At 69.1% G+C, this 13065-nt stretch carries 14 protein-coding genes; 7 read left to right on the top strand and 7 right to left on the bottom strand.

Going from position 1 to position 13065, the window contains the following annotated elements; all coding sequences use genetic code 11:
- The first annotated feature begins 35 nt into the window (after positions 1-35).
- Both BMX37_RS14000 and BMX37_RS14005 read left to right on the top strand, forming a co-directional pair.
- A complete protein-coding gene (locus BMX37_RS14000; RefSeq protein WP_093666371.1) occupies positions 36-1046 on the top strand; it encodes a LacI family DNA-binding transcriptional regulator in 1011 nt (336 codons plus the stop codon).
- Between the two features lie 99 nt (positions 1047-1145).
- Positions 1146-1475: a hypothetical protein gene (locus tag BMX37_RS14005; RefSeq protein ID WP_093666372.1), complete on the top strand. Its 330-nt coding sequence runs from the start codon at positions 1146-1148 to the stop codon at positions 1473-1475.
- Positions 1476-1587: 112 nt separating this feature from the next.
- On the opposite strand, the gene BMX37_RS14010 is transcribed toward BMX37_RS14005, so the two are convergent.
- From BMX37_RS14010 to BMX37_RS14030, 6 genes are all read right to left on the bottom strand, one after another.
- Positions 1588-2226: a hypothetical protein gene (locus BMX37_RS14010; RefSeq protein ID WP_093666373.1), complete on the bottom strand. Its 639-nt coding sequence runs from the start codon at positions 2224-2226 to the stop codon at positions 1588-1590.
- 30 nt (positions 2227-2256) lie between these two features.
- Positions 2257-2385, bottom strand: coding sequence for a hypothetical protein (locus BMX37_RS19330; RefSeq protein WP_280139257.1), 129 nt, complete (start codon positions 2383-2385; stop codon positions 2257-2259).
- Positions 2386-2685: 300 nt separating this feature from the next.
- Positions 2686-5079 (bottom strand): hypothetical protein, encoded by a 2394-nt coding sequence (locus BMX37_RS14015; RefSeq protein ID WP_093666444.1) that lies wholly within the window; start codon positions 5077-5079, stop codon positions 2686-2688.
- A gap of 65 nt (positions 5080-5144) precedes the next feature.
- A complete protein-coding gene (locus BMX37_RS14020) occupies positions 5145-5597 on the bottom strand; it encodes a MaoC/PaaZ C-terminal domain-containing protein (protein WP_212611450.1) in 453 nt (150 codons plus the stop codon).
- A 121-nt stretch (positions 5598-5718) separates the two neighbouring features.
- A complete protein-coding gene (locus BMX37_RS14025) occupies positions 5719-6843 on the bottom strand; it encodes a M56 family metallopeptidase (protein ID WP_093666375.1) in 1125 nt (374 codons plus the stop codon).
- The gene (locus BMX37_RS14030; protein ID WP_093666376.1) at positions 6840-7208 is read right to left on the bottom strand and encodes a BlaI/MecI/CopY family transcriptional regulator; all 369 of its coding nucleotides are present in this window, start codon (positions 7206-7208) and stop codon (positions 6840-6842) included. Before BMX37_RS14030 ends, BMX37_RS14025 begins: the two co-directional genes overlap by 4 nt.
- Before the next feature lie 116 nt (positions 7209-7324).
- On the opposite strand from BMX37_RS14030, the gene BMX37_RS14035 reads away from it, so the two are divergent.
- The 4 genes from BMX37_RS14035 (at position 7325) to BMX37_RS14050 (ending at position 11095) form a co-directional block, all read left to right on the top strand.
- Positions 7325-8029, top strand: a complete 705-nt coding sequence (locus tag BMX37_RS14035) for a TlpA family protein disulfide reductase (protein WP_093666377.1) — start codon at positions 7325-7327, stop codon at positions 8027-8029.
- Positions 8030-8211: 182 nt separating this feature from the next.
- A complete protein-coding gene (locus tag BMX37_RS14040; protein ID WP_244501601.1) occupies positions 8212-9279 on the top strand; it encodes a type III polyketide synthase in 1068 nt (355 codons plus the stop codon).
- On the top strand, positions 9276-10004 hold the full coding sequence (locus BMX37_RS14045) for a methyltransferase domain-containing protein (protein WP_212611451.1): 729 nt from the start codon (positions 9276-9278) through the stop codon (positions 10002-10004). Before BMX37_RS14040 ends, BMX37_RS14045 begins: the two co-directional genes overlap by 4 nt.
- On the top strand, positions 10001-11095 hold the full coding sequence (locus tag BMX37_RS14050; RefSeq protein WP_244501602.1) for an FAD-dependent monooxygenase: 1095 nt from the start codon (positions 10001-10003) through the stop codon (positions 11093-11095). Before BMX37_RS14045 ends, BMX37_RS14050 begins: the two co-directional genes overlap by 4 nt.
- A gap of 40 nt (positions 11096-11135) precedes the next feature.
- On the opposite strand, the gene BMX37_RS14055 is transcribed toward BMX37_RS14050, so the two are convergent.
- Entirely contained in the window at positions 11136-12296 is a 1161-nt protein-coding gene (locus BMX37_RS14055; protein WP_093666380.1) for an FAD-dependent monooxygenase, read from the bottom strand.
- Positions 12297-12358: 62 nt separating this feature from the next.
- Between BMX37_RS14055 and BMX37_RS14060 the strand changes: the two genes are divergently transcribed.
- Positions 12359-13009 carry a TetR/AcrR family transcriptional regulator gene (locus BMX37_RS14060; RefSeq protein WP_093666381.1) on the top strand — a complete coding sequence of 217 codons (651 nt, stop codon included), beginning with the start codon at positions 12359-12361 and terminating at the stop codon, positions 13007-13009.
- The last annotated feature ends 56 nt before the right edge of the window (positions 13010-13065 follow it).

Consider the following 13065-nt stretch of genomic DNA (forward strand, 5'->3'; position numbering starts at 1 on the left):
TCGACACATCCTCACACAGGCGACATGAAGGGGAGATGGCCACGATCATCCAGGTCGCCGCGCAGGCCGGCGTCTCCACCGCGACCGTTTCGCGCGTGCTGAGCCAGCCCGATCGCGTCGCCGTGGGCACGCGCGAACGGGTGCTGGAGGTGGTCCAGACGCTCGGCTATCGCCCCAATGTCGCGGCGCGCAGCCTGCGCACGCATCGGGCGGCCAAGATCTTGTTGACGGTTCCCGACATCTCGAACCCGTTCTTCGCCAGCGTGATCCGCGGCGCGGAGGAGGCGGCGCGCGACGCCGGCTATGCGTTGGTGCTGGGCGACACCCGGCTGAACCCGGAGGTCGAGGACCAATATGCCGAGATGCTGTCACGGCGCGAAGTGGACGGCCTGATCTTCCTTGGTCACCGATTGCCCGCCAGCCTGGCGCCGCTGCTCACACGCCGGGGTGAGCTGGCCCCGGTCGTGAACGGTTGCGAGTACAGCCCCGACATCGGCGTACCCAGCGTCCATATCGACAATGCGGCGGCGGGCCGCGACGCGATCGATCATCTGGTCGCGCTGGGCCACCGCGCGATCGGCGTCATCACCGGCCCGCAAGTCAGTCCGATCAGCCGCGACCGACTGGCCGGCGCAACCGCCGCGGCCGTGTGTCACGGATTGCCGAACGGCCTGCTGGTCCGCACCGGCGACTATTCGGCAGGCTCCGCCTTCGACCAGATGCGCGCGCTGCTCGACCAGGGCGTGACGGCCGTGTTCTGCTTCAACGACGAGATGGCGATCGGCGCGATGCGGGCAATCGAGAAGGCGGGGCTGTCCTGCCCCGACCATGTGTCGGTGATCGGGTTCGACGACCTGCCGCTCGCGCGCTTCTTCCACCCCGCGCTGACGACCATCGCGCAGCCAAAGGGCCTGATCGGACAGCGCGCGGTCGAGTTGCTCGTCTCGCTGTTGCACGGTGTGGAGCCGCCGGTTCGCCAGCTGACGCTTCGCCACGAACTGGTGGTCCGCGGCAGCACCGCGCCAGTACGGGCCGCACTCGCCTGAACCACGTGCCTGCCGCCACGCTGCCCAAACCCGCTTGCGCAACTTCGGAGGCGTCCGCTCGTTTCCCTGTCCAACGCGAACAGCGCAGGAGATCGAGACATGCGGACCGGATCACTCATCCTCGCGGGTGCCCTGCTGCTTCCGGCGGCTGCGATCGCCCAGCAATCGACCACGTCAACGGGCGGCAGCCAAGCCGCGCATTCGACGAAGCATACGCAGCACCGTGCCGGCAAAAAGGCCGGATCGTCCCGCACCAGCGACGCCACGAAGTCGGGCACCATCGGCACGGGTCAGGTCGGGTCAGGTGCGACCACGACGACCACGCCGGACACCGTGCAGCCGACCGACCAGACGATCGGACAGCCGGGTTCGACACTCGGCACGGGCAGCACGACGACCACCAGCGGCACCTCCACGCCGCCCCGCTGAACCGCGTTGGCGGAAGGTCGCCTCGACAGGGTGCGACCTTCACCAACCGATAGGTAGCGCGCGTGCGGCCGCTCAGCACACCGTTAAGCGAGAGCGCCCCCGCCGCTGAAACCTAGCGGTAAGTGGCGCCGAACCACCGGACGATGGCGATGCCGAACCCCTTGATCGGCTCCACGCCCCGCGCGGCGCCGTTGAACCACCAGTCACCGTTCACGTTGCCCCCGCCGCGCAGCCAGTTGACCGCGCCCTTCGCGTCGATCGTGCCATAGCCCTGATACCCGCCGAACGGCACAAAGGTGACGTAACCGCCGTTCGACGTGCCCACCTCCCTTGAGACGTTCCACCGCTTGCCATAGCGATCGGTGAACACGCCAAGCTGGCGCGTGGTCTTCGCCCAAGTCTGCGTCACGCCGGGTGCCTGCCAGAAGAACCCGATCTCGATCTTCTTCAGGTCGGCGCGGTTGGCGGCGCTGGTGAGATAGAATTCCATCAGCCCGTTGAACTCGGACGGATCGGCCGCATAATCGATGCCGTACGCGAAGGTGAGTTCGCCGATCGACTTGACCTGACGCGGGACCACCGACGTCGCGGTGCTGCCATTGTCGTAATTGCCCCAGGCGATGTGGTTGTAGCCCAGCACCCCACACTTGTGGGATGGCTGTTTGGGCCAGCGCCACGTCAGCTGGACGTTGTTCGTAACGGCCGCCGTTTCGTAGGTGATGGTGTTCCGGTAATCGCGCCCTTCCTTCATCGAAGTGTCGACGAACCGCGAGCACCAGGGCTATGCCATGAACTGGACTGACCCCACCCCGCTGGTCTGCTGGTCGCGGAGCATGGTGGCCTGCTGCGCGGTCGCTGGTAGCGCGATCGTTGAGAGGAGGGTGGCGAGGGTGTAACGCACATGGATCATCGTGCAAACTCGTTCCGGGCGGAGGCTTGATCTGGATCAGTCGGTCCAGTTCTCGCCACGCTTGATCGGCCGGGGCGGTATTTATCAGGCACTTGGATCATCTATGCGCCGTCGAAGCCGGTAGTGATCCGGCCTGGTTCGAGCCAGGCGAATCCTACCTGGCGACCGATTTGTCGACAGGCAGGGAGTCTAGGTCGGTAACTGAGACAGGGCTGTCCTCAAAATCGGACGAGGGCGCGAACGTGCCCGGCCGGGCCACGCCACGATACCGCAAACGTCCGGCCTTGGCCGACCTCAGCTTCAGCCGTCGACGCGCACCTCCGCCTTCGCCCCGGCCACATCTCGCAGCCACAGGGTCAGGCGGCCGGTCGTGGGCCGGGGAACGTCGATGGTCGCACCCGTGAACCCATCGGGGACGGCGGTGGCGCCCGCCGTGTCGGCCCCGCCACCGACCGCGCTGATCAGGAACAGGTCGCGCCCGGTGAGCTGGCAGGTGTTGACCGACGTGTCGCAGCGTACCGTGTCCAACGTCGGCAACCGCACCACGGCGATCAGGGGTCGCCACGGACCGGCCACGCCGTTCTGCACGACGCGGAAACGCAGCGGCCCCATCGCGCCGCTGCCCAGCGCTTGGCTGGGCACCAGTTCGGCAAAGGCGATCCCGGCGTCCTGCAAGCGGATCGGCAGGCTCGCCGTCCGGCCCGTCGCGCCCGCCTCTACCTCCACCGTGTCGCCAACGGAGAAGCGGATCGCCCCCTCCGCCTTGAGCGAGAAGGTCAGCCTTGCGTCCTGCGGCATCAGCCCGGTGCCCTGAACCTCCAGGCGCACTTTGCCCGGCGCCGCCTGCTGCACCGACTGGCCGACCAGCGTCGCGGCCGGACGTGGCGTGGACACCATCACCTTTGCCGACAGGCTGCGCCCGTCCACCAGAGCCACTCGCGCCTGTGCCGACTGGCCGGCCTTCACATCCAGCGCCCCCGTCTCGCCCGCAATCATCTCCAGCCGATCGCCCGACGCGACCCGGTCGAGTGCGCCCGGTCGGAACGTCGTACCGGCCAGGCTCAGGCTGGCGACCTGATCCAACCGCGTGCCGGTCAGCACCCCCTCGCGGTCGCCGGCATGCAGGCTGAACCCGTCGATGCGCGCGACCTCCGCATAGGCGTGGAGCGCGACGCGCTGCGGACCCTGCGTGCCCTGGCTGTGCACCAGGATAGCGATCGGCCCCGGCTTCGCGTCAGTCAGCGGCACCTTGACCGCGATCCGCTCCGCCCCCTGTCGCGTCCAGGTGGCCGGCACCGCCTGTCCGTCACGCTCCGCCTCGATCCGGGACACGCACGCCGCCGCGCCGCCGTCCAGAACCAGCGGCGTGTCGCGCCCCACCACCAGCGAGGCGTCGCCGGCCGCTTTCCAGCTTTGCGAAGGCGCAACCAGGCGGAAGGTGGGTCCGTCAAAGGGCTGGAACCCCCACAACCCATGCAGCGTACCCTGGACCGGGGCCCCGGCCGGTGCTGTGGCCGCCAGAACTTGCGTACCATCGACGACATATCCGCCCAGCACAGGGTCCGCGGTTGCAGGCACGTCACGCGACACGCCGTTCGCGCCGCGGACCCGCAACGCCATCTGCCGCGCGTAGTCGGTGGCGAACACCAGAGGCGCGCCAGTCACGGGCAGCACCAGCCGGGGCTCCGTCGCGCATAGAGTGTCGTCCGCTTTGACGGACAGCGGCGGCGTGGTGGCGGCGGCGACGCTGGGCAACGCCGCGACCAGCACCGATTGCGGCTTTCGGAAGGACGGGACGGCGTTCAGCAGCAGCCCGGTCAGCTCGCCACGCGGCACGCCCAAAGCGGGGATGAACTGCAACTGCGCCGACTGGAAGGCACCGAGCAGCCGCGCCACGTCGCGCACCACGCCGATATACGGGCTGTAATAGCCGAACCCCGCCTGCGGCGTGGCGCTGAGCTGAAGCGCGATGTCCGCCGGCGTTCCCGCCAGCGTCTGCGCGATCGAGCTGGTCTGGCCATCGGCCAGGACGGCCGCGTTGCTGCCCTGTGTCAGGCAGGCGGCGCGCGCATCGGTCTGACGCAGCAGGCAGTCGGTGTCGAGCTTCACCGCCAGACTGCGCGCGAGTTGTGGCGACACGTCGTTCAACTCGGCCGCATCGCGCGTCCGGACGTGATCCACAAACGTCTCCAGCCGGGCGCGGTCGAGCATCGCCTGGTTGAGTTCCTGCGACGCACGCACGAACGCGCCGGGTCGCCCGCGTATGGCGGAACTGACCGCATCCACCGCACCGCCCGTGTCCGGCACCAACAGCAGCACCGCCTGCCCCGCCCCATCCGGCACGACCGCGTCGATCGTCGCCTTTTTCGCCTTCCACGTCTCGACATCGAACAGCCAGTCCTTGGGCGGCGGGTTGGTCGCTCCGCGCAGAAAGGCCAGCACCATGCGGTATCGCGCGCCCTGCTTGGCGGGCAGGTCGGCGGTGATCCGCAGCCGGTCGCCCGCCGACAGGTTCGGCACCTGCGACAGCGGCAGGGTCACGCCGTCATGGCTGACCGACACCCGGATCGACGGGCCGACGAGATCGAACGCCGCCGCCTGAGCGTGCACCGCGCCGCCCTGCACGGTCGCCGCGCCCATGCAGGCCAGGGGAAGCCAGCGCAGCGCGCGACGGGAAAGCGCCTTTCGAACCATGCGCGCTTCATAACCCGCTGCCGCTTCGCCGCAACGACCCATGGCCGCCGCCGCCTTGGCCGATGTCAGTCGCCGCGAACGGGTATCTGGATCAGGGTTTCCATCGTCATCGCCACCGCGCCCGTTTGGTTTACGACCGTGGTCGACATGCGGATGCGGCCATAGGCCGGGTTCTTGCTCGACCGTACGACCTCCAGCACCTCTCGCGTCGCGATCAGGATGTCGCCGGGTCGCACCGGCAGCAACCAGCACAGATTGTCCATGCGAATACCCAGCAATGGGGTGCCCCCGAACGGCGCCGACAGGACGAAGTCGCGCATCACCAGTGACGCCACATGCCAGCCACTGGCGATCAGGCCGCCGAAACGACCCTCGCTCGCGGCGGCGTTATCGATATGCATCGGTTGCGGGTCGAACTCGGTCGCGAATGCGACGACCGCCTCCCGCGTGATCGCGATCGGCGCACCCGTGGAGGTTTCGCCTGGCACGATATCTTCCAGGTAGCGGTCTTGCGGCATCGTCATACTCCGACAGGCGAACAGCGCAGGGTCGCCCGGTCATCCCTTACATGCCGCCCCGCCGGCTTCGTCAACTCGCCCTTCGGATGATCCACAGGACTTGGCGAGGCACCACCGCCCGTCAATCAATCGTGACGCGCCAACTGCCATCACGCTGATGGTGGAAACGCGCTGGTGCCACCTGCGTGTCGGGCAAGCGGCCGATCAGGGTGTCAGCCATGTCGCTCGGGCGGCTGTAGCGTATCCGGTAGATCGGGAGTCCGGCGCGGTGATCATGCACCCTAGCGAAATGCGTCGTGAACGGCCGCGCGGTCGCCAGCGCCGTCTCCATGCGCGCGGCGACAACACCCGCCGAGATGGCGAACGGCACGATCGTCAGCAGCATGCCGAGGCGTGACAGCCACTCCGCGACCGGATGCGACGCCGCCGACGGCGCAAGCACGCCCCTTACCCGGTGGGCGATGTCGAACGGGCGGGCCTGCGAATAGCCGGCTGCCAGCGGTACGGGATGCCCCAGGACGTGGAGCAGGGTCATGGCGTAGGTCCGGCGCGTCGCAGCGTCCGCATCCCGGAGGACGGCCGCGTCGCAGCTCTCCTCGCGCGCCAGCGCCAGCCGCCTGCGCGCCCACCGCGCGGCGGGACACCACCAGAACAGCGCGCCGGCGCACGCCTCCAACCACAATTGCAGGTTGTCGCGCCGTCGCGCGTGCGTGAATTCATGCTCGCAGATCAGCTGAAGCTGCACCGCGTCCAACTGCGCGATCAATCCCTCCGGCACCAGCACCACCGGCCGCAACCAGCCCGCCAGCATCGGTGTCGGCGCGTCGCTGCTGATGCGGACCGGCACACGCTGAGGGATCGCGATCGTGCCCCGCATCGGCCCGGTGGCCCGGATCATCGCGAGCACATGCGCCGTTGCGCGCGCCAGACCGATCAAGCGCAGCACCGCACCGGTGACCACGACCAGGAGCAGCACCGCCACCAGCCAGGCGATGCGGTCAGGTCCCGCCACGCGGGTCAACCCCGCCGCGACCAGCGTGCCCGTACCCTCGATCCGGCGCGGGAGGGCGATCGCGAACCAGATTGTCAGCACGGCCGCCACCGGCCCACACCAACAGGCCAGCACCCATGACGTGTAGCGCGCGTGCGCCGACGCCCATCTGTCCGCGACCGCCGCGCACAGACACCCCGCTGCGCCTGCCAGCGACGCGGCGATCAGCGCCACCAGCACGCCGAGGACCGTCACTGCGGATCATCCGACCGATTTATCAGGTCGACGATCTCGGCCAACTCCGCCTCGCTCAACAGCGAACTTCCGGCAAAGGCGTTGACGGGCAGGTCGCCGCGAACCTCCAGCACTCCGCGTGTCAGTCGGCGGATCACACTGCCGAGCACCTGGACCTTGCCGTGTGTCGCCGCATAGACGGCAACACCGTGCACCGTGTCGCGCGTCAGCAGATCCTTGCCGCGCATACGTTCCAGCATCGTGCGCGTGGTCGAGATCGACCAGTCGTTAAGGCCGCCGAGCCGGTCATGGAGCTCGCGCGCGCTGAGCCGGTCATGCTCCCAGAACAGCTTCAGGATTTCGAGTTCGTTGGCGTTCGGCTGCATCGTTCCTCCACACTACTCTCGCCATCTGCGTACGCCAAGCGAGTGCATGCGTTACATCATGTTGACTCACACGACATTTGTGGCGCAGGTGAGCTAAGGATGATGAGAGGTGAGCGATGGCAACGGATTTCCTGAAGCGGCGCGAGGTGCTCGCCGGTGGCATCATGACCACGCTCGCCTTGGGCAGCGGTACGGCGTGGAGCGCGATGGCCGAACGCTCGATCTTTGCCGGAACGGCGCTCGCGTCCAATCCGCTGGCAGCCAGCTTCAAGCGGGTTCCCGCCGGGCTGGCCACGCCCGCCACGACCCTGTTGTCCGTGGCTGGTGAGGGCCGTCTGACCAACCTGCGCAACCCGGCGACGCTGGTTTCGATCTGGGCGGATTGGTGCGGTCCCTGCCTGGCGGAGATGCACGACCTGGCGGCGCTCCGGGCGCGTCACCAGGGCACGGGGTTCGAGGTCATCGCGGTGCTGCAGGGGAGCGCACTGGACGTGCGCGCCGCCCGCGCGAAGCTGGATGGCCTGAACGCCGCCGCGCTGCCCAGCTGGATCGAGCCGAAAGGCGCCAGCATCGCGGATGCGCTTGCCACCCCGGCCGGCGGCAAGGGCTTCTCGCTGCCGTGCAACCTGCTGCTCGACCGACGCGGCCATGTGCGGGCCCGCGCCTTTGGCAGCCATGTCCTGACCTCGGTGGACATGAAGAACGGTGAGGTCACCGCCACCGGCAAACAGCAATTGTCACATGCCCGCACGACATGGTCGCTGCCCGCGGCCGACCTGTTCGCGAGGGCGCTTGCGGACGGCCTGCTCGACCGGGTCTAGCGATCGGCGGCCGGCATGCCGCGCGGTTTATGCGGCCGACCGGCACCGGTTGTTCTGAATGCCGTTCAGGACCCAGTGGCTCGCCACCAAGCGGCTCCGGGGTCGGCGGAACAAGTCGCCCGGCCGGCAACATGGATCACCGCCGGCACGGCACGAACCGATCGGCCGGGCGTTCTGACGGCTTGATTACGCCTCATCTTCATGCCGTTGGCACCGCCGTCCCCGACCACGACATCCACGCCGCGTTCCTCGGCTGGGCCCGGTCGCAGATTCCGAACCCGCGGGAGGCGCGGCTGTTCGATCGGATGGCGGCGCGATCGGGGATAGGGCATCGCTGGACGGTGCTGCCCGTTCGGGAGGACGGCGGCTCTCCGATCGGGCCGGGCGGGTTTTACGGAGAGGCCGTGCTGCCTGGGACCGCGGCGCGCATGGCAATCTATGCCGAACAGGCGCCGGTGCTGGCGCTGGAGGCGATCGGCGCGCTGGCGGAACGGGTGCCGCTGGACGGCATCACCCATCTGATCGTGGCGAGTTGTACCGGCTTCGTGGCGCCAGGCATCGACCAGATCGTCGCGCGCCGTCTCGGTCTCGCGCCATCGGTGGAGCGCCTGCTGATCGGGTTCATGGGCTGCTACGCCGCCATCGCCGCCCTGCGCAATGCGCGCCACATCGTCCGGTCCGAACCGACGGCGCGCGTGCTGGTCGTCTGTGTCGAACTGCCCACGCTGCACATGCAGGCGGACGAGACGCTGGAGCCCCTGCTCGGCCAGTTGCAGTTCGGCGATGGTGCTGCCGCCGCGCTTGTCGCCGCCGAGCCGGTCGGACTCGCGCTGGGACGGCCCTTCGCCACCACCCTGCCCGATTCGCATGGACTGATCCGCTGGGACATCACCGACACCGGCTTCGTCATGCACCTGTCGGGCGAGGTGCCGGGACGGATCGCCGCCGGGCTGGCCGATCCGGATTTCGCGCGCGCCGTCACCGGCGGGGTGCCGGCGGAGGGGGTCGATGGCTGGGCCGTGCATGCGGGCGGCCGGTCGATCCTGGATGCGGTGCAGGGTGCGCTGCACCTGAGCCCTGATGCGCTCGACGCCTCGCGTCGCGTGCTGGCGGCGAACGGCAACATGTCGTCCGCGACACTGATGTTCGTCCTGTCCGAGATGCTCGAACGTACCGTGGATCGGGGTGTCGCGATCGCCTTCGGCCCCGGCCTGGCCGCCGAGGGGTTCAGCTTCGCGAGCGCGCGATGATCCGCCTGCCCGTCTCCGTGGCCGATCTGTCGCGGCGTTCGGATGCCGAGGAGCAGATGGACGCTGACGATCTCGACCCGGCGATCTACAGTGCGGTCGTGGGCGACCTGGCCCGCGTCAACACGGTCACGCTGGCCATCCGGCCGACGCTCGCCTTTCTCGCGCGCGCCGCGCGTGGGGCGGCGGGGTTGCGCATCCTGGATGTCGGGTTCGGGGATGGCGATGCCCTGCGCCGCATCGCGCGCTGGGCGGCGCGGCGGCGGCTGCCGGTCGCATTGGTGGGCGTCGACCTCAACCCGCGCAGCGAGGCGGCCGCACGAGCGCACACCCCCGCCCAGACGTGCCGCGGGGGCGCCATCGAGTGGATAACCGGCGACTACGCCGCGCTCGCCGGCGGCGGATGGGACGTGGTCATCTCCAGCCTGGTCGCGCACCACATGACGCGGGAGCAGCTGGTGTCCTTTCTCCGCTTCATGGAGCGGGAGGCGGCGCGCGGTTGGCTGATCAACGACCTGCACCGCCACCGGCTAGCGCATGCCGGCTTTCCACTGCTCGCCAGGGCCGCCGGGTGGCATCCGATGGTGCGGCAGGACGGCACTCTGTCGATCGCGCGCAGCTATCGTCCGGACGAATGGGCCCCGATCCTGGCGGAGGCTGGCGTGGAGGATGCGCGGGTGTTTCGCGCCTTTCCCTTTCGGCTGTGCGTCGAGCGGCTACGGACGTGACATCCGCCAGCGGCGCACCGCTGATCGTGGGTGGCGGCCCGGCGGGTGCGAGCGCCGCGATCTCGCTCGCCCGCGCCGGCCTGGCTCCCCTGATCGTCGAGCGCACGCGCGAACCGGCCGACGCGCTGTGCGGCGGGTTCCTGAGCTGGCGAACGCTTGCGTCGCTGGAAAAGCTGGGAGTCGCGACGGACGAACTCAATCCGGCCCCCGTCACACGCATGCGCCTTTTCGCGGGCGAGCGGAGCCGCGACCTGCCCCTGCCCGCGCCCGCCCGCGCGGTGTCGCGACGACGGCTCGACGCCCTGCTCCTGGCCCGCGCCGAGGCCGCAGGTGCACGCGTCGAACGCGGCGTGACCGCGCGGGAGGTGATCGGGCGCACGGTGCGCTTCGCCGACGGAGGCACGGCGAGCGGTTCGGCTTTGTTCTTCGCGACCGGCAAGCATGACGTGCGCGGCCTGGCCCGACCGCCGGCGGCGAGCGGCGGAGATCCCGCCATCGGCCTGCGCCTACGCCTCTCCCCGCATCCGGCGCTGTCGCGACTCGTCGGGGACGCGATCGAGCTGCACCTGCTGGATCGCGGCTATGCCGGACTGGTGCTTCAGGAGGATGGCGGCGGCAACCTTTGCTGCGCCGTGCGCCGATCCCGATTGCGGGGGGCCGGATCGCCCGCCGCCCTGCTGTCCGCCATGGCGCGCGAGATCCCGGCACTTGGCGAGCGGATCGGCCATGCGGATTTGGCGACCGACACGATCGATGCCACCGCCAACGTGCCCTATGGCTGGCGAGCGCGGGAGGGTGCCGAGGGGGTGTTCAGGTTGGGCGATCAGGCGGCGGTTATCCCCAGCCTGGCCGGCGAGGGCATGGGCATCGCGATCGCCAGCGGCACCCTGGCCGCCGCGGCCCTCCTCGCCGGCGGCCCGGACGCCGCGCCGCAATATCAGCGCCACCTGTCGCGACGGGCCGCGCGCCCGCTCGCCATCGCCGGCGCGGCGTGGAGGCTGGCGGAAACACCGGTGCTCGCACGCGCAACCGTGTCGGCCTTTCCCGCCGCGATGATCTCCCTCCTCGCCCGCGCCACCCGGATCGGCTGATCCAGGGAACAGGCGCCGTCGGCGTCCGAGACCGTGACGCCTAGAAATCGATCTCGCCGGCCGCGATCTTGCGGTCGCGCTCCGCCAGTTCGGCTGCGTCGGCGGGGAACATGGTCGACAGGCCGTTGGTCGCGGCGCGCTGCTGCACCTCTTCGACGAACGGGCGCAGTCCATCCTCATACTCCCGAAAGGCCGCGGCATGGTCCCCGGCATGCCGCTCCAGCGCCTGGGCGAGCCGACCCGCACCGATGATCGCCATCGAGCCGCCGAACCCCGCCAGCGGCGACACGCAGTAACCAGCGTCACCGACTAGGGCGACCCGGCCGGACGACCAGCTGGGCATGCGGATCTGGTTCAGACGGTCGAAATAGAAGTCGTCGTCCGCGTCGATGCTGTCGAGCATTGCCGGCACTTTCCACCCCAGCCCGTCGAACTGGTCGTGGATCAGTCGCCGTTGCTGTGCCCGGTCGCGATAGTCATACGCGATTTGCCCTTTGGTCCTGAACCCGAAGCCGATATCGGTACGGTCGTCATAGCCGTTCAGCATCGCCATGCGGCCGGGCACGCTGTAAACCTGCGACATGTGAGCAGGCAGCAGGTCGGTCCGCGGCACGACCTTCAGGAACACGTATCCGCCCATGAAATAGGTGAATTGATCGCCATCGCCGAACACCAACCGGCGCGTGTTCGACCGGTTGCCATCACAGCCGAAGACCAGAGCATAGCGACCCTCGGTCCCGTCGTCGAACGTTACCGACACCTCCTCCGGGCCGTCCGCCAGCCGATCGATCGAGCGGCCGAACAGGATCTCCGCCGTGTCGGCCACCGCGCCGAGCAGGATGTCCAACAGGTCGTCGCGGTGGATCTCGTATCGCTCATGCCCGGTTACGTCCGTGCCCGCGCCGATCGCACCCATGGTCCTGTCGTCTGCGTCCTTGAACTCGAACCCGCGCGGCGGCAGCGCCCTGGCACGGACCGCATCGGCCAGGCCCATGCGGGTCAGGATCTCGATCGTCTCCCCCTCGATGTCGACCGGTGTTCCGCCGCGTCGCAGGTCCTTCGCCGCCTCGATGACGGTCACACGGTATCCCAACCGGTTCAGCCAATATGCGGTGGACAGGCCGGCGAAGCTCGCCCCGCTGACGAGCGCCGGCGGGCGGCCATCCTCGGCGGCGGGCGGCGTGATGGTTGACGAAGCCATGGGAACATCCTCAAACAGGAGACACTCCCATATTGTACTGAGTACATTCTAATGTTCAATCCATGATCGAACAGACGCCGGATCGAAGGACGCGCAAACGGCTGGCCACCCGTCAGGCCATATCTGACGCCGCCACCCGCCTGTTCATGGACCGTGGTTTCGACCGCGTGACGATCGATGAGATCGCGGAGGCAGCCGATGTCGGGCGGATGACGGTATTCAATCACTTCCCGCGCAAGGAGGACATGTTCTTCGACCGGGAGCAGGAGGCGCGCGACCTCGCCTTCGCGGCCGTTCGATCGCGGCCATCCGGCACCTCGCCGATCCAGGCGCTGGGCGATCTGGCCCACCAGATGGTCGAACAGCCCCGATCCGCCTTCCCTCTGTTCAAGGGTACCCGGACATTCGTGGAAACGTCGCTGGCGAGCGAGGCGCTGAAGGCGCGCGCGCGGCAGATGCGCGACGACTTCGTCCGCGCGCTGGCCGCCGTCCTGGCGGAGGCGGCGGGTCGTCCGGCGGACGACGCCGATGCCTACCTCGCCGCCACGCTGATCGCCTCGACCTGGAGCGCCGCGTTCGCGCGGGCGCACGCCCAGCAGAGGGAGACCGGCGATGTCGAGGCGGCCAAGGCGACGTTCCTCGGCATGATCGACCGGGGCATCATCGGCACGCATGCCGCCATGGCGGACACGCCCTACGCTGCCGGAGCCTGAGCGGCAGCGGCCGGTCGACACGGTCGCTCCCGAAACGACACGCGATCGGGCGCTGT

The sequence above is a fragment of the Sphingomonas gellani genome (assembly GCF_900110035.1).
GTDB lineage: Bacteria > Pseudomonadota > Alphaproteobacteria > Sphingomonadales > Sphingomonadaceae > Sphingomonas > Sphingomonas gellani.